20 protein-coding genes are annotated in these 21,802 nt (G+C 67.1%); 16 read left to right on the top strand and 4 right to left on the bottom strand.

Annotation, left to right across the window (positions count from 1 at the left end; all coding sequences use genetic code 11):
* Positions 1 to 3: 3 nt before the first annotated feature.
* The 16 genes from ACEN9Q_RS24755 to tatC all read left to right on the top strand — a co-directional run bounded on the left by ACEN9Q_RS24755 (position 4) and on the right by tatC (position 11,396).
* Complete coding sequence (locus ACEN9Q_RS24755; protein WP_056437702.1) at positions 4 to 240, top strand: BolA family protein; 237 nt, start codon at positions 4 to 6, stop codon at positions 238 to 240.
* A 2-nt stretch (positions 241 to 242) separates the two neighbouring features.
* Positions 243 to 1,493 carry a UDP-N-acetylglucosamine 1-carboxyvinyltransferase gene (murA, locus tag ACEN9Q_RS24750; RefSeq protein ID WP_056437706.1) on the top strand — a complete coding sequence of 417 codons (1,251 nt, stop codon included), beginning with the start codon at positions 243 to 245 and terminating at the stop codon, positions 1,491 to 1,493.
* Positions 1,494 to 1,649: 156 nt separating this feature from the next.
* Positions 1,650 to 2,321, top strand: coding sequence for an ATP phosphoribosyltransferase (hisG, locus tag ACEN9Q_RS24745; protein ID WP_056437709.1), 672 nt, complete (start codon positions 1,650 to 1,652; stop codon positions 2,319 to 2,321).
* Between the two features lie 5 nt (positions 2,322 to 2,326).
* Complete coding sequence (gene hisD / locus ACEN9Q_RS24740) at positions 2,327 to 3,658, top strand: histidinol dehydrogenase (protein WP_495626368.1); 1,332 nt, start codon at positions 2,327 to 2,329, stop codon at positions 3,656 to 3,658.
* The gene (locus ACEN9Q_RS24735; protein WP_495626367.1) at positions 3,655 to 4,485 is read left to right on the top strand and encodes a DNA-methyltransferase; all 831 of its coding nucleotides are present in this window, start codon (positions 3,655 to 3,657) and stop codon (positions 4,483 to 4,485) included. The genes hisD and ACEN9Q_RS24735 overlap by 4 nt, the downstream gene beginning before the upstream one ends.
* Complete coding sequence (gene hisC, locus ACEN9Q_RS24730; protein WP_495626366.1) at positions 4,482 to 5,582, top strand: histidinol-phosphate transaminase; 1,101 nt, start codon at positions 4,482 to 4,484, stop codon at positions 5,580 to 5,582. Before ACEN9Q_RS24735 ends, hisC begins: the two co-directional genes overlap by 4 nt.
* 20 nt (positions 5,583 to 5,602) lie before the next feature.
* The gene (hisB, locus tag ACEN9Q_RS24725) at positions 5,603 to 6,193 is read left to right on the top strand and encodes an imidazoleglycerol-phosphate dehydratase HisB (protein WP_036233394.1); all 591 of its coding nucleotides are present in this window, start codon (positions 5,603 to 5,605) and stop codon (positions 6,191 to 6,193) included.
* Positions 6,194 to 6,209: 16 nt separating this feature from the next.
* Positions 6,210 to 6,848, top strand: coding sequence for an imidazole glycerol phosphate synthase subunit HisH (gene hisH, locus ACEN9Q_RS24720; RefSeq protein WP_495626365.1), 639 nt, complete (start codon positions 6,210 to 6,212; stop codon positions 6,846 to 6,848).
* Between the two features lie 42 nt (positions 6,849 to 6,890).
* The gene (gene hisA, locus ACEN9Q_RS24715) at positions 6,891 to 7,667 is read left to right on the top strand and encodes a 1-(5-phosphoribosyl)-5-[(5-phosphoribosylamino)methylideneamino]imidazole-4-carboxamide isomerase (RefSeq protein WP_056437724.1); all 777 of its coding nucleotides are present in this window, start codon (positions 6,891 to 6,893) and stop codon (positions 7,665 to 7,667) included.
* A 124-nt stretch (positions 7,668 to 7,791) separates the two neighbouring features.
* Entirely contained in the window at positions 7,792 to 8,553 is a 762-nt protein-coding gene (gene hisF / locus ACEN9Q_RS24710) for an imidazole glycerol phosphate synthase subunit HisF (RefSeq protein ID WP_056437728.1), read from the top strand.
* An 18-nt stretch (positions 8,554 to 8,571) separates the two neighbouring features.
* A complete protein-coding gene (hisI, locus tag ACEN9Q_RS24705) occupies positions 8,572 to 9,003 on the top strand; it encodes a phosphoribosyl-AMP cyclohydrolase (protein ID WP_056438072.1) in 432 nt (143 codons plus the stop codon).
* A 9-nt stretch (positions 9,004 to 9,012) separates the two neighbouring features.
* Complete coding sequence (locus ACEN9Q_RS24700) at positions 9,013 to 9,354, top strand: phosphoribosyl-ATP diphosphatase (RefSeq protein WP_056437731.1); 342 nt, start codon at positions 9,013 to 9,015, stop codon at positions 9,352 to 9,354.
* An 18-nt stretch (positions 9,355 to 9,372) separates the two neighbouring features.
* Positions 9,373 to 9,747, top strand: a complete 375-nt coding sequence (locus ACEN9Q_RS24695) for a histidine triad nucleotide-binding protein (protein WP_056437734.1) — start codon at positions 9,373 to 9,375, stop codon at positions 9,745 to 9,747.
* A 97-nt stretch (positions 9,748 to 9,844) separates the two neighbouring features.
* Positions 9,845 to 10,081 (top strand): Sec-independent protein translocase subunit TatA, encoded by a 237-nt coding sequence (tatA, locus tag ACEN9Q_RS24690; protein WP_056437737.1) that lies wholly within the window; start codon positions 9,845 to 9,847, stop codon positions 10,079 to 10,081.
* 15 nt (positions 10,082 to 10,096) lie between these two features.
* A complete protein-coding gene (tatB, locus tag ACEN9Q_RS24685) occupies positions 10,097 to 10,603 on the top strand; it encodes a Sec-independent protein translocase protein TatB (protein WP_056437740.1) in 507 nt (168 codons plus the stop codon).
* A 37-nt stretch (positions 10,604 to 10,640) separates the two neighbouring features.
* Complete coding sequence (gene tatC / locus ACEN9Q_RS24680) at positions 10,641 to 11,396, top strand: twin-arginine translocase subunit TatC (protein WP_056437743.1); 756 nt, start codon at positions 10,641 to 10,643, stop codon at positions 11,394 to 11,396.
* A gap of 188 nt (positions 11,397 to 11,584) precedes the next feature.
* On the opposite strand, the gene ACEN9Q_RS24675 is transcribed toward tatC, so the two are convergent.
* The 4 genes from ACEN9Q_RS24675 to ACEN9Q_RS24660 form a co-directional block, all read right to left on the bottom strand.
* Complete coding sequence (locus tag ACEN9Q_RS24675; RefSeq protein WP_495626364.1) at positions 11,585 to 13,636, bottom strand: NHL repeat-containing protein; 2,052 nt, start codon at positions 13,634 to 13,636, stop codon at positions 11,585 to 11,587.
* Positions 13,637 to 15,523: a DUF885 domain-containing protein gene (locus ACEN9Q_RS24670; RefSeq protein WP_495626363.1), complete on the bottom strand. Its 1,887-nt coding sequence runs from the start codon at positions 15,521 to 15,523 to the stop codon at positions 13,637 to 13,639. It abuts the gene before it with no gap.
* A 168-nt stretch (positions 15,524 to 15,691) separates the two neighbouring features.
* Entirely contained in the window at positions 15,692 to 19,861 is a 4,170-nt protein-coding gene (locus ACEN9Q_RS24665) for an SNF2-related protein (protein WP_495626362.1), read from the bottom strand.
* Entirely contained in the window at positions 19,858 to 21,801 is a 1,944-nt protein-coding gene (locus ACEN9Q_RS24660; RefSeq protein ID WP_495626361.1) for a dipeptidyl-peptidase 5, read from the bottom strand. The genes ACEN9Q_RS24665 and ACEN9Q_RS24660 overlap by 4 nt, the downstream gene beginning before the upstream one ends.
* Position 21,802: the final 1 nt, after the last annotated feature.

The raw sequence follows: 21,802 nt of genomic DNA, 5'->3' as shown, positions 1-21,802 counted from the left end.
AACATGGTTACTACACCCGAACTCATCCACGGCTACATCCAAAACGGCCTGGCGTGCACCCACCTGGAAGTCGAGGGCGACGGCCAGCATTTCAGCGCCGTCATCGTCTCGCCCGCATTCGCCGGCAAGAGCCGCATCCAGCGCCACCAGATCGTCTATGCCGCACTGGGCGACCGCATGCGCGAAGAAATCCACGCGCTGTCGATGAAGACGCTGACCCCTGAAGAGTACCAAGGATAAGCATGGACAAGCTCCAGATCGTCGGCGGCAAGCGCCTGAACGGTGACATCCCCATCTCGGGCGCCAAGAACGCGGCGCTCCCGATCCTGTGCGCGGGCCTGTTGACGGCCGGCGACCTGCGCCTGTCGAACGTGCCGCGCCTGCACGACGTGCGCACGATGCTGCGCCTGCTCGAACAGACCGGCCTGAAAGTCACGCAGGACGACGAGAACGTCGTGCTGAACGGCGCCGCCATCGACACCCTCGTCGCACCGTACGAGCTGGTCAAGACGATGCGCGCGTCCATCCTCGTGCTGGGCCCGATGCTGGCGCGCTTCGGCGAAGCCAAGGTGTCGCTGCCGGGCGGCTGCGCGATCGGTTCGCGTCCCGTCGACCAGCACATCAAGGGCCTGCGCCAGATGGGTGCCGACATCACGATCGAGGGCGGCTACATCTACGCGAAAGCGACCCGCCTCAAGGGCGCGCGCATCCACACCGACATGATCACCGTGACCGGCACGGAAAACCTGCTGATGGCCGCCACGCTGGCCGATGGCGAGACGATCCTGGAAAACGCCGCGCGCGAGCCGGAAGTGACGGACCTCGCGAACATGCTGGTCGCGATGGGCGCCAGAATCGACGGCATCGGCACCGACCGCCTCGTGATCCAGGGCGTCGACAGCCTGCACGGCACCGAGCACTCGGTGATCTCGGACCGCATCGAAGCGGCTACTTTTCTCTGCGCCGTGGCGGCGACGGGCGGCGACATCCGCATCACCCGCACCCGCACCGACATCTTCGACGCGGGCCTCGACAAGCTGCGCGAGATGGGCGTTGCGCTCACCATCGAAGGCGACAGCATCCGCGCGCGCATGGACGCTAGGCCGCAGCCGGTCTCGTTCCGCACCACGGAATATCCGGGCTTCCCGACCGACATGCAGGCGCAGTTCATGGCCGTGAACACGATCGCGAACGGCCCGAGCCGCGTCACCGAAACCATCTTCGAGAACCGCTTCATGCACGTGCAGGAAATGAACCGCCTGGGCGCGCAGATCTCCACCGAGGGCAACACGGCCTTCATCAAGGGCGTCGACCGCCTCGTCGGCGCGCCCGTGATGGCGACCGACCTGCGCGCCTCGGCTTCGCTGGTGATCGCCGGCCTGGCCGCCGAGGGCACGACCCTCGTCGACCGCATCTATCACCTCGACCGCGGGTATGACCGGATGGAGGCGAAGTTGTCGGCGGTGGGGGCGGACATCGTCCGGATCAAATAAAGACAAGAACAGGGACGACCGCGCTCTCAACCCACGTCGTCCCCGCGCAGGCGGGGACCCAATTTTGCAAGCGCTAACGAAACGCAAACAGCACTTGGGTTCCCGCCTCCGCGGGAACGACGGTGTAGGGCGCGGGTCCAAAACTAACGCAGTCACATGAACGACACCACTCAGGACAGCTCCCAGCTGATCCTCGCCCTCTCGAAGGGCCGCATTTTCGAAGACACGCTGCCGCTGCTGGCCGCGGCCGGCATCGAGGTACTGGAAAATCCGGAAACCTCGCGCAAGCTGATCCTCGCCACCAACGACCCGGGCGTGCGCGTGCTGATCGTGCGCGCCACCGACGTGCCGACCTATGTCCAGCATGGCGCCGCCGACTTCGGCGTCGCCGGCAAGGACGTGCTGCTCGAGCATGGCGGCGAAGGCCTGTACCAGCCGATCGACCTCAAAATCGCCTGCTGCCGCATGTCCGTGGCCGTCAACGCCGGCTTCGACTACGAGAACGCCGTGCGCCAGGGCGCGCGCCTGCGCGTGGCGACCAAGTTCGTGCACACGGCGCGCGAGCATTTCGCCAAGAAGGGCGTGCACGTCGACCTGATCAAACTGTATGGTTCGATGGAGCTGGCGCCGCTGGTCGGCCTGTCCGACGCCATCGTCGACGTCGTGTCGACGGGCGGCACGCTGCGCGCCAACAACCTGGTCGAAGTCGAAAAGATCATGGAGATCTCGTCGCGCCTCGTCGTCAACCAGGCCGCGCTGAAACTCAAGCGCGAGCGCCTGCAACCGATCATCGACGCGTTCGAACGCGCGTCCAAGCGCGAAGGCTGAACGACATGTCCATCACGATCCGCAAACTCGATTCCACCGCCGCCGGCTTCCAGCAGACGTTGAACACCCTGCTCGCGTTCGAAGCCGAGACCGACGACGCCATCGAATCGGCCGTGGCGAAGATCCTCGCCGACGTGAAGGCGCGCGGCGACGCCGCCGTGCTGGAATACACGAACAAGTTCGACCGGATTCCCGGCGGCGCAACGAGCATGGCCGCCTTCGACGTCAAACAGGACGAACTGCAGGCGGCACTGGATGCGCTGCCGGAAGCGCAACGCGCCGCGCTGCGCACGGCCGCCGAGCGCATCCGCGTGTTCCACGAGCGCCAGAAGCAGGAACTGAACGGTTTTACGTACACCGAACCTGACGGCACGGTGCTGGGCCAGCGCGTCACGCCGCTGGACCGCGTGGGCATCTACGTCCCGGGCGGCAAGGCCGCGTATCCGTCGTCCGTGCTGATGAACGCGATCCCTGCCAAGGTCGCGGGCGTGCAGGAAATCGTGATGGTCGTGCCGACGCCGGATGGCGTCAAGAACCGCATGGTGCTTGCGGCCGCCGCGATCGCCGGCGTGACCCGCGTGATCACGATCGGCGGCGCGCAAGCCGTCGGCGCGCTCGCTTACGGCACCGCGACGATTCCGCCGGTCGACAAGATCGTCGGCCCGGGCAATGCGTATGTCGCTAGCGCCAAGCGCCGCGTGTTCGGCACGGTCGGCATCGACATGATCGCGGGCCCGTCGGAAATCCTCGTGCTGTGCGACGGCACGACGGACCCGGACTGGGTTGCGATGGACCTGTTCTCGCAGGCCGAGCACGACGAACTGGCGCAGGCCATCCTGCTGTGCCCCGACGCCGACTACATCGCGCAGGTCGAGGCGAGCATCCACAAGTTGCTGCCGACGATGCCGCGCAAGGCGACGATCGCCACGTCGATGACGGACCGCGGCGCCTTGATCAAGGTGCGCGACATGGACGAGGCGTGCGCGATTGCGAATGCCATCGCGGCCGAGCACCTGGAAATCTCCGCCGAGGACCCGCAGCAGTGGGCGGATAAAATCCGCCACGCGGGCGCGATGTTCCTGGGCCGCTTCTCGTCCGAATCGCTGGGCGATTACTGCTGCGGCCCGAACCACGTGCTGCCGACGTCGCGCACGGCGCGCTTCTCGTCGCCGCTGGGCGTGTACGATTTCCAGAAGCGCTCGTCGATCCTGTTCGTGTCGCAGGCCGGCGCGCAGACCCTCGGCAAGGTCGCGGCCGAACTCGCGTACGGCGAAGGCTTGCAGGCGCACGCGCGCAGCGCGGAGCTGAGGATCGAAGGGAAGAGTCAAACATCATGACGGCCTGGCTCGATCAGGTCTTCTGCGAGGATGCGCTGGCCGGCATGGCGCGCATCCCCGATGGCAGCATCGACCTGATCCTGACGGACCCGCCGTATAATCTCGGCAAGGATTACGGCAACGGCTCGGACCAGCAGAGCGTGGAAGATTACCTCGCCTGGACCGAGCGCTGGATCGATTGCGTGCTGCCGAAGCTGAAAGACAACGGCAGCCTGTACATCTTTCTCACCTGGCGCTTCGCGCCGGAGATCTTCGTCATGCTCAAGCGGCGCATGACGATGATGAACGAGATCATCTGGGACCGCCGCGTCCCTTCGATGGGGGGCAGCACCAGGAGCTACAGCTCGGTGCACGACACCATCGGCTTCTTCGTGAAGCGCAAGGATTATTATTTCGACTTGGACGCCGTACGTATCCCGTACGACGCCCAGACGAAGAAGGCGCGATCGCGCTCGATCTTCGTGGGCGCCAAGTGGCTGGAAGTGGGTTACAACCCGAAGGACTTGTGGAGCGTGTCGCGACTGCATCGCGAACATGCGGAACGGGTCGACCATCCGACGCAGAAACCGCTCGAGATCATCGAGCGCATGGTCAAGGCGTCATGCCCGCCGGGCGGCGTCGTGCTCGACCCGTTCATGGGCAGCGGCACGACGGCGCTGGCCGCCAAACGCCTCGGCCGGCATTTCACCGGTTTCGAACTGAACCCCGCTTACTGCGCGACCATCGCGGAACGTTTGTCCGCCCCCGCGCAGCCGGCCACCAGGAAACGCAAAGGCGCCCGCGCCGACGTTTCAACCACCGCCACCGAAGGAGTGAACCAGGAATGAGCAGGACCAGCATCGACAACCTCATCGCCAACACGATCCGCGAAGACGTCCGGTCCGGCCATGGCTACAACGTCCCGGATTCGAGCGGCTACATCAAGCTGGACGCGATGGAGAATCCGTACCAGCTGCCGGACGCGCTGCGCGCGGAACTGGGCCGGCGCCTGGCCGACGCGGTCCTGAACCGCTATCCGGTGCCGTCGTATGCCGGCATCAAGGAGCGCATCCGCGCCCGGCTGGGCGTGCCGGCCGGCTTCGACGTCATCCTCGGCAACGGCTCCGACGAGATCATCTCGATTTTGTGCACCGCGACGGCGCGCCAGGATAAACGTGCCGTCGTGCTGGCGCCGATCCCGGCCTTCGTGATGTTCCAGCGCTCGGCCCAGTTCGCGGGCATGGACTTCGTCGGCGTGCCATTGAAAGCCGACTTCTCGCTCGACCGCGCCGCCATGCTGGCCGCGATCGCCGAGCACAAGCCGAGCCTCGTGTTCCTGGCCTACCCGAACAACCCGACCGGCAACCTGTACGACGAAGCGGACATGATCGCCATCATCGAAGCGCTGGGAGAAAACGGCATCGCCGTCGCCGACGAGGCCTATCACCCGTTCGCTCGCACGAGCTTCATGGACAAGCTGCCGCAGTATCCGAACCTGGTCGTGATGCGCACGCTGTCGAAGCTGGGCCTGGCCGGCATCCGCCTCGGGTATCTGGCCGCGGCGCCCGCCCTGCTGGAGCAGTTCGACAAGGTGCGCCCGCCGTACAACGTCAACGTACTGACCCAGGTGGCGGCGGAATTCGCGCTCGACCACGTGGAAGTGCTGGACGAGCAGGCCGCCCGCCTGAACGAGGCGCGCGCGATTCTCTCCGCCGCGATGGCCGCGCTGCCGGGCGTGACGGTGTTTCCGTCGAGCGCCAATTTCATCACCGTGCGCGTGCCGGACGCCGACGAGACCTGCGCTAAACTGTTCGCGGAACGGGTGTTGATTAAAAATTTGAGTAGAATGCATGAATTGCTGGCCAATTGCATCCGTGTTACGGTCAGCACCCCGGAAGAAAACTCCGTATTCCTGAATGCCCTGAAGGCTTCGCTGCAAGCCTGAACACCGCCGAGCACCTAGCAATGACCCGCACCGCAGAAATCACGCGCAATACGAGCGAGACGCAGATTCGCGTCGCGCTCAACCTGGACGGCACCGGCCGCCAGAAACTCAATACCGGGGTGCCGTTCCTGGACCACATGCTGGACCAGATCGCCCGCCACGGCCTGATCGACCTGGAAGTCGAGGCCGTCGGCGACCTGCACATCGACGACCACCACACCGTCGAGGACACCGGCATCACGCTGGGCATGGCGGTGGCCAAGGCCATCGGCGACAAAAAAGGCATCCGGCGCTACGGCCACGCCTACGTCCCGCTGGACGAGGCGCTGTCGCGCGTCGTGATCGACTTTTCCGGCCGTCCGGGCCTGGAATGGCATGTGCCGTTCACCCGCGCGACGATCGGCCGTTTCGACGTGGATCTCACCATCGAGTTCTTCCGCGGCTTCGTCAACCACGCCGGTGTCACGCTGCACGTCGACAACCTGCGCGGCGTGAATGCCCACCACCAGTGCGAGACCGTCTTCAAGGCCTTCGGCCGCGCGCTGCGCATGGCGTCCGAGCTGGATGCGCGCGCCGCGGGCACGATCCCGTCGACCAAGGGCAGCCTGTAACGGCACGGATTTCCAGATGACGAACAAGATTGTTGTAATCGATGGCGTAGGCAACCTGCGCTCGGTGGCACAGGCCCTGCGCGCCGTCGCGCCCGAGGCCGATGTGCGGATTTCCAACGACCCGGCCGTGATCGACGCGGCCGACCGCGTCGTGCTGCCGGGCCAGGGCGCGATGCGCGACTGCATGCAGAGCCTGCGCGAATCCGGCGCCGAGGACGCGCTGCTGCGCGCGACCCGCACCCGTCCCGTGATGGGCGTGTGCGTGGGCGAGCAGATGCTGTTCGAGATGAGCGAGGAGGGCGACGCGCCCGGCCTGGGCCTGCTGCCCGGGAAGGTGGTGCGCTTCCAGCTCGACGGCAAACTGCAGGCCGACGGCTCGCGCTTCAAGGTGCCGCAGATGGGCTGGAACCGGGTGCGCCAGTCGCGCGCCCACCCGCTGTGGAACGGCGTGGCCGACAACAGCTATTTCTATTTCGTGCACAGCTATTTCGCGGTGCCGGACGACGCCGCGCACACCATCGGCGAGACCGACTACGGCGCGCCGTACTGCTGTGCGGTCGCCAGGGACAACATCGTCGCCACCCAGTTCCACCCCGAGAAAAGTGCCGCTGCCGGTTTGCAGCTGTACAAGAACTTCGTTCACTGGAATCCGTAATTTCCGCCGTCAACCCGGCCATTAACCTAATCGATACCGACCATGCTGCTGATCCCCGCCATCGACCTGAAAGACGGTCACTGCGTTCGCCTGAAACAAGGCGATATGGACCTCGCCACCGTGTTTTCCGAAGATCCCGCCGAGATGGCGCTGCACTGGCTGAAGAAGGGTGCGCGCCGTCTGCACCTGGTCGATCTGAACGGCGCGTTCGCGGGCAAACCGAAGAACGAAGACGCGATCAAATCGATCCTGCGCGTCGTGCAGGACTACGCCACGGACAATGAACTGGACGAGATCCCCGTCCAGCTGGGCGGCGGCATCCGCGACCTCGACACCATCGAGCGCTACCTGGACGACGGCATCACCTACATCATCGTCGGCACCGCCGCGGTGAAGAACCCGGGCTTCCTGCACGACGCCTGCGGCGCCTTCCCGGGCAGCATCATCGTCGGCCTGGACGCCAAGGACGGCAAGGTCGCGACGGACGGCTGGAGCAAGATGTCCGGCCACGAAGTCATCGACCTCGCGCAGAAATTCGAAGGCTACGGCGTGGAATCGATCGTCTACACCGACATCGGCCGCGACGGCATGATGGGCGGCGTGAACATCGAAGCGACCGTGCGCCTGGCCCAGGCCGTGCGCATCCCGATCATCGCCTCGGGCGGCCTGCACAACCTGGCCGACGTGGAAGCGCTGTGCGCCGTGCAGGACGAGGGCATCGAGGGCGTGATCTGCGGCCGTTCGATCTACGAAGGCACGCTCGACCTGGCCAGCGCGCAGGAACGCGCGGACGCATTGACCGAGGGCGCGCAGGCGTAAAGGCCGCCACCCCTAAAACCGTCGTCCCCGCGCAGGCGGGGACCCAAGTTTTGCGCGCATATCGACTGCGCGTGCAAATTGGGCCCCTGCCTGCGCAGGGGCGACGAGCTAACTTAGTAATCTTATGCTCACAAAACGCATCATCCCCTGCCTGGACGTCACCGGCGGCCGCGTCGTCAAGGGCGTCAACTTCACCGAACTGCGCGACGCCGGCGACCCGGTCGAGATCGCACGCCGCTACAACGAGCAGGGCGCCGACGAACTCACCTTCCTCGACATCACCGCGTCTTCCGACGGCCGCGACCTGATCCTGCCGATCATCGAGGCCGTGGCATCGACCGTGTTCATTCCGCTGACCGTGGGCGGCGGCGTGCGCAAGGTCGAGGACGTGCGCCGGCTGCTGAACGCCGGCGCCGACAAGGTGTCGATGAACACCTCGGCCGTGACCAATCCGCAGCTCGTGTACGACGCCTCGCAGAAGCACGGCTCGCAATGCATCGTCGTCGCCATCGACGCCAAGCAGGTCGCGCCCGGCAAGTGGGAAGTGTTTACCCACGGCGGCCGCAACGCGACCGGCATCGATGCCGTCGAATGGGCCCGCAAGATGGAAAGCCTGGGCGCCGGCGAACTGCTGCTGACCAGCATGGACCGCGACGGCACCAAGTCCGGCTTCGACCTGGGCCTGACGCGCGCCGTGTCGGACGCGGTCGGCATCTCCGTGATCGCGTCCGGCGGCGTGGGCGGCCTGCAGGACCTGGCCGACGGCGTACTGAAAGGCCATGCCGACGCCGTGCTGGCCGCCAGCATCTTCCACTACGGGCAGCACACGGTCGGCGAGGCGAAGCGCTTCATGGCGGACCGCGGCATCCCGATGCGCCTCGACTGACTGATGGAACCGACGACCATGGTGACTCCGACCACCCCCCCGACGATCCCGGCCCAACCCTGGCTCAAGAAAGTCCAATGGGACGAGCACGGCCTCGTGCCGGTGATCGCCCAGGAAGCCGGCAGCGGCGACATCCTGATGTTCGCCTGGATGAACCGCGAAGCCCTGGCCAAGACCGTGGAGCTGGGCGAGGCCGTGTACTGGAGCCGCTCGCGCAAGAAGCTGTGGCACAAGGGCGAAGAGTCCGGCCACGTGCAGAAAGTGCTGGAAATCCGCCTCGACTGCGACGAAGACGTGGTGCTGCTGAAGGTCGAGCAGGCCGGCGGCATCGCCTGCCACACCGGCCGCCATTCCTGCTTCTTCCAGAAGTTCGAGGACGGCGACTGGCACAGCGTCGAGCCGGTGCTGCAGGACCCGGACACCATCTATACCAACCCGAAAAAGAAATAGCAGGAATAAATGAGCACGCAACTGGAACGCCTGGCGGCGCTGATCGAAACCCGCAAGCCGGCCAACGGCGGCGACCCGTCGTCCTCGTACGTGGCCAAGCTGTTCGCCAAGGGCGACGACGCGATCCTGAAAAAGATCGGCGAGGAAGCCGTCGAGACCGTGATGGCCGCGAAGGACGTGCGCGCCGGCGCGGACGTCTCGAAGCTGCTGTACGAAACGGCCGACCTGTGGTTCCATTCGATCGTCCTGCTGGCGCAGTTCGGCCTCACGCCGCAGCAGGTGCTGGACGAACTGGCGCGGCGCGAAGGCATTTCCGGCATCGAAGAAAAAGCGTCGCGCCCACAAGACTGAAGGAAACCTGGAGAGACCATGGATAACTGCATCTTCTGCAAGATCGCCGCCAAGCAGATTCCGGCCAGCGTGGTGTACGAGGACGACGAATTGCTCGCGTTCAAGGACATCAACCCGGCGGCACCCGTTCACCTGCTCGTGATCCCGAAGCTGCACGTGGCCACCCTGTCCGATTGCACCGACGCGCACGCGGCCATCCTCGGCAAGATGCTGGCGCTGGCGCCGAAGCTGGCGGCCGAACACGGCATTGCCGTCAAGACGGGCCCGGACGGCCAGCGCAGCGGCGGTTATAAAACACTGTTCAACGTCGGTCCGGACGGCGGCCAGGAGGTCTATCACCTGCACCTGCACGTGTACGGCGGCCCGCGTCCGTGGCGCGGCCTGGGCACGTAATTCCCCAAAGGAAAGAGGGCATTCCCGCCCTGCATGGCTTATACTGGCGTAGCTTTAGCTTACGCTGATCGGGCTGCTGCCCGGCAAGGAGAAAACAATGGGTTCGATGAGTATCTGGCACTGGCTGATCGTGCTGGTCGTGGTGGTGGTGGTGTTCGGTACGGGCAAGCTGCGCAATGCGGGCTCGGACCTGGGCAAGGCCGTCAAGGGTTTCAAGGATGGCGTGAAGGGCGAGGAAGACAAGGCCCCGGGCCAGACGACCGCGCAGCCGCCGCAGCAGGTGGCCGACAAGTCGACGATTGACGTCGACGCGCGCGAAAAAACGCGCCACTGATCCCGTCAGCCGTCCATGATCGATCTCGGTCTTACCAAACTCGCCATCATCGGCGCGGTGGCGCTGGTCGTGATTGGCCCCGAGAAATTGCCTAAGGTGGCGCGCATGGCCGGCACCCTGTACGGCCGCGCCCAGCGCTACCTGCACGAGGTGAAATCCGAGGTCTCGCGCGAGATCGAGATGGAAGAGTTGCGCAACCTGCACAAGGATATCCAGGACAGCGCGCAAAGCTTCAAGTCCGAGGTGGAGACGTTCAAGTCCGAGGTCGAGACCACCGTCTCGAGTCATATGGGCGAGGTCGAGTCCGCCTGGCGCGGCGACACGGCCGTCATGCCCACGACGGCCACGCCGGACGACATCGAGCGCAAGGCGCGCGACTTCCGCCGCAAGAAGCTGGCCAGGACGTCGAGCATGCCGGCCTGGTACAAGAACCGCCAGGGCACGCGCCAGCACGTGCTGTCCGGCGCCGCGCGCGTGCGCAAATTCCGCCCCGGCGCCACCTCCAACACCACATTTTTCTAGATGACGGCCGCCTCCGGGCGCCGCACCCTTGCGCCAGATGACTGAAGAAACCGCGGGCGAAGAAACCTTCATCTCCCACCTGGTCGAGCTGCGCGACCGCCTGATCAAGGCGACGTACGGCATCGTCCTCGCATGCATCGGGCTGCTGGTGTGGCCGGGCCCGGCGCGCATCTACGATTTCCTTGCCGCGCCCATGCTGGCCGCGCTGCCGGCCGGCTCCAAGATGATCGCCACGGGCGTCGTCTCGCCGTTCCTCGTGCCGATGAAGGTCACGTTGCTGATCGCCTTCATCCTCGCGCTGCCGTGGGTGTTCTACCAGGTCTGGGCGTTCGTCGCGCCCGGGCTGTACGCGCACGAAAAACGGCTCGTGCTGCCGCTCGTGATCTCGTCGTCGGTGCTGTTCATCGCGGGCGTGGCGTTCTGCTATTTCTTCGTGTTCGGCCGCGTGTTCCACTTCATCGGCAATTTTTCTCCGAATTCCATCGCCGTGATGCCGGACATCGAGAACTACCTCGATTTCGTGATGTCCATGTGCCTCGCGTTCGGCGCCACGTTCGAGGTGCCCGTCGTCGTCGTGATCCTCGTGCGCATGGGCATCGTCAGCGTCGAGAAGCTGCGCTCGATCCGTCCGTACGCCATCGTCGGCGCATTCGTGATCGCCGCCGTCGTCACGCCGCCGGACGCCGTCAGCCAGCTGGCGCTGGCCGTGCCGATGTGCCTGCTGTTCGAGCTGGGCCTCATCATGGCGCCGATCTTCGTACGTGTGTCGCGGGCGCCGGAGGAACACGCCTGAGCGTGCATACCGCTCCCTGAACGACGGCGCCTGCGGGCGCCGTTTTCGTTGTAAACAAGCGCAAATGAGGACGCAGAGGTGCCGGGACCGGATCGGCCCCGTCCCCGGCATGCCGTTGACGATCCGGCGGCTCCGTGGTACATGTCGCCCGAGCCTGTTCGTGCCGGCGGAGCCTTCACCGCCCGTTCCTATTCCACCGTGATCGGCAGGTCGCGCCCTTCCAGCGCCACTTGTCCCGCGAAATCCGCCGCGTAGATGCGCAGCACGTAGTCGCCCGGTTCCAGGCTGTCTACTTTCCAGCTGCCGGGCAGCGCGACGCCATCCTGCAGCGTGTTGTTGACGGCATAGGCGAACACCGTGGCCTTGCTGCCGTAGACCGTGATGCCGCTGTTTTCCGCGTACAGCAGCTTCACCGCTTCGCGCTCGCGCGGCAGGCGGTCGTAGGTTTGCGTGATGCGCGGCGTCTCGAATCCGGCGACCGGGCTGCCGTCCGCATGCAGCAACTGGTAGCCCAATTTGTACAGGCCGAGGCGGCGCCGCGCCAGGTTGCCGTCCATCTGGTCGTAGCCGGCGGCCACGATCGTGAGGTCGCCGAGCGCGCGCGCCACGTGCAGGCGCTTGCCCCTTTTGCCAGGCAGGCGCTGGCCGCCGGCGTCGTACAGCGCGATGCTCTGGATGCGGGGCGGCACCGTGTCGCGCAGGCCGACGAACGGCAGCGCCAGCGCATTGACGGAGCGACCGCCGGGGTAGTACTCCATGTGCACGTGCGCCATCGGATTGATCGTGCCGAGCGCGTCGCCGACGGCAAAGCGCGTGCCGCGCCGCACGCGTACGCGTTCCGGCTTGCCGTTCGCGCCGGCCAGCACCTGGAAGCGCGGGTCGAGCGCATTGCCCTTGGCGTCGCGGCCCACGCGCATGTGGATGTACGACAGCGGCCCGATGCTCATGCCTTCGCCCAGCTGGCCGAACGCCCAGTTGGGATCAGGGTCGCCGACCGTCGCCGGCAGGACCGCCAGCACGCGCGCGCCCACGTCGGCGCGGATGTCCAGGCCCGCATGGAAGTGGTCGCGGTTCTCGCCGTCGTAGCTGCCGCGCACCTCGCCCAGCACGCCGACCACTTCGTGCGGTTCCCGTTGCGGGGCGACGGGCCAGGGCATGGATGCCACCGCGGGCAGCGCCGGTGTCGCGTACACGGGCGGCGCGCCCGGCCCGGGAGGGGCCAGCGCGAACACCTGCTGCGCCTGGCCGTCCGCCACCAGCAGCGCACCGTCGCGTCTGACCGCGATGCCGCGCGGCGCGTACAGCCGCACGCTGCCGTCGCTGGCGTAGCTCGTGCCCGGCGGATGGTCGGCATCCGCCAGCGCGTGATACTGCCCGGCCGGGTCGAACTGGAGGATGCGTCCGCCCGCGCCGCTCGCGTACAGATAGCCGTCGTGCGTCAGCGCCAGCGCGACGGGGCGCCGCAGCAGCGGACGCTGCTCGGCCTCGGGTGCGCGCGCCAGCGTCGTCACGGCGCCGGCCGTGTCGATGCGCCGGATCGCGTTGTTGCCGGTATCGGCGACGAACAGCACGCCGTGCTTGTCGACCGCGATGGCGCAGGGCGTATCGAATGCCGCCGCGACGCCGACGCCGTCCAGGTAGGCGGGCGTGCCGCTGCCGGCCACCGTCGTCACCGCACCGTCCCTGGCGATGCGCCGGATGCGGTCGTTGTAGGTGTCGGCCACGTAGACGTTGCCGTCGCGGTCGACGGCCACGCCGACCGGCCCGTCGAAACCGGCGCCGGCGCGCGCGCGCGTGCTCACCTTGCCGTCGGGCGCCACCTTGCGGATCGCGTTGTTGCGGGTGTCGGCCACGTAGAGATTGCCCAGGCGGTCGATGGCCAGCGCCGACGGCGTATCGAACGCGGCGGCAGCGCCGAGGCCGTCCGCGAAGCCCGCGCGGCCGCCGGCGAAGGTCGTCATCCGGCCGTCGGGCGCAATGCGGCGGATGCAGCTGCAGTCGCCGCCGTCGGCCACGAACACGTTGCCGTGGGCGTCGACGACGGTGCCGAACGGGTCGCCGAAGGCGCCCGCCAGCGGCGTCACGCGTGCGCTCCACGCGGCCCTGGTCGGCGCGTCGGCGGGGCGCCAGAAGGCGCGTCCCGGCGTGGCGTCCTGGCGGGCGTTGAAGACGTACAGCGCCGTACCCCCGGCCAGCACGACGGCGCCCGCGAGCGCCGCGGCGAGAGGTTTGCGCTTCACTTACCGCATCAACTCGCCGATGATCTTGACCGGCGCATTCCCGTACCCCAGGAACTGGTCGTGGAACTGCTTGAGGTCGAAGCGGTCGCCCAGCTGCTGCTTGCGGCGTTCGCGCAGTTCCATGATGTCGCTGTAGCCGCTGAAATAGCTGGACAGCTGCACGGACGACAGCTGCGCGCGGCGCCATTTTTCGGCCGCTTCCTGCGGGGTCTGGAAGGCCTGGCGCACCAGCAGGTCCATCGCCTGGTCGCGCGTCATGCCCAGCACGTGCACGCTGTAGTCGAGGATCGTGTTGGAGACGCTGCGCAGGTTCCACTTGCACCACATCAGCCACAGCTCCGGCGCGTTGTCGCCGTAGCCCGAATCCAGCATCATGCGCTCGCCGTACACGGCCCAGCCCTCGACCATCGCGCCGTTGCCGAACAGGGTTTTCACCAGCGAGGGCGAACGGTTGGCGTTCATCAGCTGCGTGTAGTGGCCCGGGATCGCCTCGTGGATGTTCAGGATTTGCAGCATCCAGTTGTTGTACTCGCGCAGGCTGCTTTCGGCCTGCTCGGGCGTGAGGCCGTCCAGCGGCGTCACGTTGTAATAGGTTTTATCCTTCGGACGGTACGGCCCCGGCGCATCGATGCTGGCGCCGGCGACGCCGCGCTGGTACAGCGGCGTCTCGCGCACGACGAGCGGCTTGCTCGGATCGATCGTCACGAGGTTGTTCTTGACGACCCAGTCCTGCAACTGCGGGATCTGGCGGCGGATCTCGGACAGGAAGTTCGCCGGCGTCGTGTGCTGCAGCGAGAGCTTGTCGATCACCATGCCGATCTTCTTGTAGCGGTCGGCCGGCTTGGCGGTGCCGGCACCCACGGTCTTGTCCCACAACTGGTCCGACAAAGCGTCCATGCGCGTAAGGAGTTCGTCGCGCGCGGCCAGCGCCTTGCGGTAGGTCTGTTCGCCCGTGTTGGACGACTGGATCTCGAAGGCGAACTTTTGTTCGTACAGGTCCTTCCCGATGCGGAACGAGCGGGCGCGCTGCATTTGCACCTGCGATTTATCGAGGTCCGTCAAAAAGTCGACCCAGCCCAGCACCGCCGTGCCGGCGTTCGCGATGCGCACGGCGAAGATCGCCTTTTCCTGCGGCGAGAGAATCGATTCCTGCGCGGCCTTGCCGAGGTCCGCCAGCACGACGAGCGTGCCCGGCGCCTGCTGGATCGCCAGTTGCGTGTGTTCGTGCGTCGGGTTGACGATGGACGCTTGCGCCGCCTGGTAATAGGCCGGCACGTCGGTCAGGCGTTTCAGGATCGTGCGCAGGCGCTGCGCCTTGGCCGCGTATTCCGTATTCAGGATCAGGTCGAAGGCCTGCGCCACGTTGTATTCGGCCGGGTTCCATTCGAACTCGCGGAACGTGGTCAGCTGCCAGCGGTCGTATTTGAGTTTGTTGAGGAGGACGGCGAGGTCGGTGCGCTGGTTCGGCGACAGCTTGTCGGCGTTCAGCTTGCCGAACTTGTCGAGCCATTCGTCGATGAAGGCGAGGCGCTTCGCGCGCGAGGCGGCGTCCGGAATCGTCAGCCTGGCGGCCGCATCGAACTTGCCGACGTAGATGCCGTCTTCCGGATCGATGCGCCACAGCGCGGTGAGGAATTGCATGGACAGCGAGTCCATGAAGCGGTCGTTGCGGTTCTGCGGCGCGGCGATGACGGATGGCGCGGTCTTGTTGCGCGCTTCGTTGTGGGAGCGCCCTTTGGCGGCGGGCGCCCTGGCCTTGCTCTTCGACGAGGCCTTGGCCTTCGTGCTGTGCGTGGAGGCCTTGTGATGGGGTTTGGTACGCGCACTCGCCGGCGCCAGCGCGACGCTGGTCAGCAGTACGGCAAGCGCGATTTTCGATTTCATCATGTTCGATCTGCCTGGTTGAATAAAGGGCCAGATGGCACGCATCACGCGGGACGCGCGCGGGGGCGCCAGATTAGCATCATTCGGCCTGCTTGCGGGTATCTGAAACAATCGGTCACGCCCGTGTCTTGACGCGAACCGCCGCCAACGCCCTCGCAACGGCGCTTATCGTCACCCGGACCGCCATTCGGCGGCCGACGGCGCGCGCGGGCCCGCGCCACCGGACAGCCCCGCCTGCAGCATGGCCAGCATGTCCGCCGGCGACATGCGCGCGGCCATGTCCGTGCCTTCCAGCAGGCTGTCGGCGAGGTCGCGCTTGTGGCGGTGCAGGTCGACGATGCCTTCCTCGATCGTGTGGCGCGCGACGAGCCGGTAGATCGTGACGGGCCGTTGCTGGCCCATGCGGTGCGCGCGGTCGCTCGCCTGGTCTTCCACCGCCGGATTCCACCACGGGTCCATGTGGATCACGTAGTCGGCCGCCGTCAGGTTGATGCCGACGCCGCCGGCCTTGAGCGAGATGAGGAATAAATCGCCGTCGCCGGCCTGGAACGCATCCACGCGGCGCTTGCGTTCCTGCATCGGGGTCGAGCCGTCGAGGTACTGGTAGCGGATGCCGCGTTCATCCAGATGCTTGCGGATCAGGGTGAGGTGGTCGACGAACTGGCTGAACACGAGCGCCTTGTGGCGGTTCTCCAGCAGTTCGTCGGCGAGGCGCGCGAACGTCTCCAGCTTGCTGCTGCGGATGCCGCTGTCGGGCGCGACGAGCACCGGATTGCAGCAGGCGCGGCGCAGTTTCATCATCTCGGCCAGGATCTGGATCTGTTTTTGCGACTGCGGCGTTTCCAGACTCGCGATGCGTTCCAGCGCTTCGCGCCGCAGCGATTCGTACAGCGCCATCTCTTCTTCCGAGAGCTGCACGGGCAAATTGACCTCCGTGCGTGGCGGCAGCTCGGACAGCACCTGCGCCTTGGTGCGGCGCAGGATGAACGGTTGGGTGAGGCGGCGCAGGCGCGTGCGTGCCGCCAGTTCCGCGCGCTTGTCCGACGCCTTTTCGATGGGGCCGGCGAAGCGCAACTGAAACTGGTCGCTCGTCCCCAGCAGGCCCGGATTGATGAACCTGAACAGATTCCACAGCTCGCCCAGGTGATTCTCCAGCGGCGTGCCGGTGGCGACCATTTTGAAATCGCCTTGCAGGGCCATCACGGCCGCCGAGCGGCGCGTGTACGGGTTCTTGACGGCCTGCGCTTCGTCCAGCACGATCGTGTGCCAGCGGATGCCCTCGAACAGCGCGGACTCCAGTTGCAGCAGGCCGTAGCTGGCGACGATCACGTCGAACGGGCCCGCTTCCTTCAGCATCGCGGCGCGGTCGCCGGGGCCGAACAGGCGCACGTTCAGGGTCGGCGCGAAGCGCTCGGCTTCCGCCAGCCAGTTGGTCGCGACGGACGTCGGCGCCACCACGAGCGTCGGCCCGCCCGGTGCGCGCGCCAGGATCAGCGCGAGCGCCTGCAACGTCTTGCCGAGGCCCATATCGTCCGCGAGGCAGGCGCCGACGCCCCAGTGCGCGAGGCGGGAAAGCCACTCGAAGCCTTCGATCTGGTAGTCGCGCAGTTCGGCCTGCAGGGTGCCGGGCAACTGCGGCTTGTACTCCGCATTCGCCTGCATGTGTTTCAGATGCGCGCGCCACGCCTTGTCGGCATCGACGCCGCCCGCGTCCTGGGCCATCTCTTCCAGCGCGAAGCTGGCGAGCGGATGGAAGCGCAGCGCATCCTTGTCCGCATCGCTGTAGGCGGACAAATCCAGCAGGCGGCGGTGCAGTTCGTGCGTGAGCGCGAGGAACTGGTTGTCGCCGAGCGCGATGAAACGGTCCTCGCGCACGCGTGCGAGCAGCTCGCGCAAGTCCATCACCTTGTTCTCGTCGACCTGCACGTCGCCATTGGCCGCGAACCAGTCCTTGTCGCGCCGGATCTGCAGGCGCACGGACTTCGACGTGATCTTCTTCGACACGCGGAACGATTCGCCCTCGGGCCACGCGACGAGGACCCGGGAGGCATCCAGTTCCTGCAATTGGACCACCAGTTCCAGGCAGTGGATCGGCGCCGCGAGCAGCCACTCGCCGTGTTCCATCTCCGCCTGCTCCAGCGCGGGCAGGTCGGCCAGCAACCGGCGTTCGGCCTCGCGTTCGCCATTGAGATCGCGGCGCGCTTCCGTGCGCACGCCCGCCACGTCGGCGATCACGCTTTCCGCGCCGTCGCCCGGACGGAAGTACGGACCGGCACCGGGCAGCGGCCGCACCATCACCTGGATGCGCAAGCCCTGCTGGTAAGGCAGCAGGTTGACGTGCAGGCGCGGGTCGGCCGCCACCTGCTCGATGTCCGCCGCGCTGCCGCCGATGTCCGACTGCACGGTGACGATGGAGGCGATGGCGCTGATCGCCTGCAGCACGCGCTTCTCCGCTTCGAGCGGCACTTCCAGCCCGTCGCCGACGATGGCGCCGATGCGGCGGTGCTCGTCTTTTACGCGCACGATGCGCAATCGCGTCGGCGTCTCCTTCGTGACGACGACGTCGCCCTGCTGCTCGCGCAAGGGCGGCACCAGCGAGATCCGGACCTTGCCGCCGCCGGCGCGCACGACCAGCTGCGGTTCGCCCGGCAGCAGTTCGATGCGCGTGCCCGGCGAATCCATCCAGAACAGCAGCGGGTGGCCGGCCAGCGCGGCCACGGCCTTGTCCAGGTCGAATTCATAGCGCGTGCCGGTGCCGCTGTAGTAGCGGAAGGCGCCGATGCTGGCGGCCACCTGCACGTCCTGCGCGGTGAGAAAGTCCAGCTCCGCCGCGTCTTCCGCGAGGCGCTTGAGGCCCAGCGGACGGCCGCGCGTCCAGCCGCCCTGCACGTCGCGTTTCTGTTCCCTCGGTTCGATGGCGCGCACGCCCAGGTGCGCGTCCCACGCGACCAGCCAGGCGAGGCGCGATTCCTTCACGACTTCCACGTTCACGGCCGGCTGCAGGTTGATGAGGGCGTTCAGCTGGCGCTCCCACGGCTGTTCGCGCTCGAACCACAGGGCGAGGTCGACGAAGCGGTGCTGCTGGCGCAGCGCGATCGCCTGCCGGTCGATGCCGACCATCCCCAATTGGCCCAGCACGGACGCGATCTGCGCCGCGATGAAATCGAAGCCCGCGGCCAGCGCCACCTCGAACTGCTGTTCCAGCATGGCGCGCTTGTCGGCAAGCTGCGGCATGCCGAGCCACCAGTGCAGCAGGGCGCGGAACATCACCGGCTGCAAGCCGGTTTCCCAGTTGCGCGACGGGAGCACCTCGGCATCGACCGTGCCGCCGCGGATCTGGCGCAGCATCGACAATTGCTGGTACACGGCGGTGTCGTGGCTTTGCACGGCGCGCGTGGCGTTGTCCAGGTAGGCCTCGGCGGCCTTCGCGTGCTTCGGGTCGTCGCTGCGCAGCAGTGCCGTCACATACAGATGGCCGCCGATGCCCTCGAACACGGCTTTTCTCTTGCCCGTCTCGCGCCGGAGCAGCTTCAATGCCTTGTCGAAGCCGGCCAGCGCGGGTGCCGTGTCGCCGCGCAGCAGTTGCAGCACGCTGTGGTAGTACAGGGTCGCGGATTCGTCGAGGTCGACGAGCAGGCCGGCCGCGGCGTCGAGGCGGCCGCACAAAATGAAATGCTCGGCCAGTGCCGTGCGCAGCGCCATCGACGCGCCGCCTTGCGCGACAAGGTCTTCCGCGTAGGCGCGGATCGCGGGCGCGCTCGCGGGTTCGCGCTGCACGTGGTTGACGAGGACGGCGAGCACGTCGTCGCGCACGAGGCCATTGATGCGCTCCACCAGGTCCGGCTCGAACGGCCGCGCGCAGATGTCGACGAGCGGATGCAGGTACGCCGCTTCGTGGCAGCGCAGGCAGGCGGCGAGCAGCGGTGCGATGGTCTTCGGGCCTTCGCCGGCCAGCAGCGCCATGCGCAGCAGCGCGACGCCCTGGCGGTAGCTGCGCAGCATGGGCGTGCCCTGCCAGTCGACGCGCAGCGGCGTCACCTGCTGGTAGACCTCGCGCAGTTCGTTGAACCGGCGCGCGCGCAGTGCCCACCGGATGGCGGGCCAGGCGACATCGGCGTCGATCGTGTAGCCGCGCGACGGCAGTTCGCCGATCAGGCCATCGGCGCGCAGGCGTTCGAGCGCTTCGGCCACGTCGTCCTCGTTCGCGCTGGCCGCAAGCGGCGCCAGGTGGTCGTGGATGCGGCGCCGACCCATCGGTTCGCCGGCCAGCGCCAGCAGCGCGAGGATCAGTTTCCGGCGCTCGTCGCAGGCCTCGACCACCGCGTGCAACACCTCACTCATGCAGGCAGGTTCTCGATCCCGATGGCCGGCAGGCTGGTCGGAACGGGAATGCCGAACACGCGCAGATAGAAGTACAGCTCCGCTTCGAGCGTGCGCACGATGCTCTCGGCCTTGCGGAAGCCGTGGCCTTCGCCTTCCAGCGTGACGTAGGCGACCGGCACGCCGCGCGCGCGCAGGGCGCACACCATCACTTCCGATTGCGGCGGCGGCACGACCTTGTCGTCCAGGCCCTGGAAGAAGATCATCGGCCGGTGCAGTTTATCGGTATGGTTGATGGGCGAGCGCTCGGCGTAGACGCGGTCGGCGCTTTCCTTCGGCGCGATCAGGTATTCGTTGTAGTGCGATTCGAACTTGTGCGAGTCGGCGTCCAGGCCCTTCAGGTCGGACACGCCGTAATAACTGGCGCCGGCCTTGAACACGTCGTGGAAGGCGAGGGCGCACAAGGTCGTCAGGCCGCCGGCGCTGCCGCCGCGGATCACGAGGCGCTCGCGGTCCACGAGGTCCTGGTCGGCCAGATACTGGGCGCCGGCCACGCAATCCTCGACGTCGATCACGCCCCACTGGCCCTTGAGCAGGTCGCGGTAGGCGCGGCCGAAGCCGGTGCTGCCGCCATAGTTCACGTCCAGCACGGCGACGCCGCGGCTGGTCCAGAACTGCGTGGCCAGTTTCAGGGTGCTGGACGCCATGCCGGTCGGACCGCCGTGGCCGATCACCATCAGCGGCGGCAGCTCGCCCGGCTGCGGCGCGTAGTCGCGGTTGGTGGGCGGATAGTAAAACGCGTACGACGTGCGTCCATCCTTGCTCGGGTAGCGGATGCTTTGCGGGACGGACAGGTAGCCCACGTCCGGCAACTGTTCGATCGAGCGCGCCGGCACGTCGCGCTGGCCGGTGGCCAGGTCGATGCAGGCGATTTCCGCCGCCAGCGTGGGCGCGCCGCCCAGCAGCGCCACGGTGTCGCCGGCCACGCGCAGCTCGCGGATTTCCTGGTAGGGCGTGTCGATGTCGGCCAGCCTGCCGCAGGCCGTGTCGATGCGCGCGAGGCGGCTGACGCCATGTTCGATGTACGTGCAGACGATTTCCGTGGCCGAGCGGAAGCCGTACATGCTGTTCCCGAAGGTCCAGTGCGGGCCGCCGAATTCGGCCGCGCGCGGGCACACGCCATGCACGACGCCGTGCTCGTAGCGGTACAGGTTCCACCAGCCGCTGCGGTCGGAGACGAAGTGCAGCGTCCCGTCCGGCGACCATTCCGGCTGGACGATGGCTTCCTCGGCGCCGCCCGCGACCAGCCGGCCGTCCAGCAGCGTGCCGTCGGCGCCGATCTCGGCCAGCCACAGTTCCGTCCCCTGCCACGGCATGCGCGGGTGGTCCCAGCTCAGCCAGGCGAGCTGCCTGCCGTCCGGCGAAATGCGCGGCGACGAATAGAAATCGTTGCCGTCGACGAGCACCGTCTGCGTGCCGTCGGCGCCGAGCGCGCACAGCGTGTTCTGCGGATAGGTGCCGCCCGCCGAATGGTCTTCGCGCACGCCGATCAGGCGAAGGTGGCAGCGGTCCAGCACGAAGTCGGCCCAGCGTTCGGCGCCACCGGCGCTCACCGGCTGCGGCGCGCCGCCCCCGATGCGGTCGATGCGGTAGACGCGGTTGTCGGCGAAGTTCGAGAACCAGATGTGGCTGTCCGCGACCAGCGTGGCGCCGCCGCCGTACTCGTGCACGCGGGTGCGCACGTTGAACGGGGCCGGCGTCAGTTCCTCGACCTGCCCGCCGCGGCTGCGCATCAGCGTGTTGCGGCCGCCCTCGCTGGCGCGGCCGGCCAGCCAGTAGACGTCGCCGCCATCGAGCAGCACCTGCGACAGCGGCGTGGCGCCGGCCGCGACGATGGCGGCGGTGATCGGGGAAGTCCAGGCGCCGCAGGGCGTGGCCTGTTTGCGGGTGGTGTCGGTCATG

This window comes from Massilia sp. Masssp93 (genome assembly GCF_059491295.1).
The sequence above is the reverse complement of the archived record's forward strand: the minus strand, read 5'-3'. Positions and strand labels throughout refer to the sequence as shown.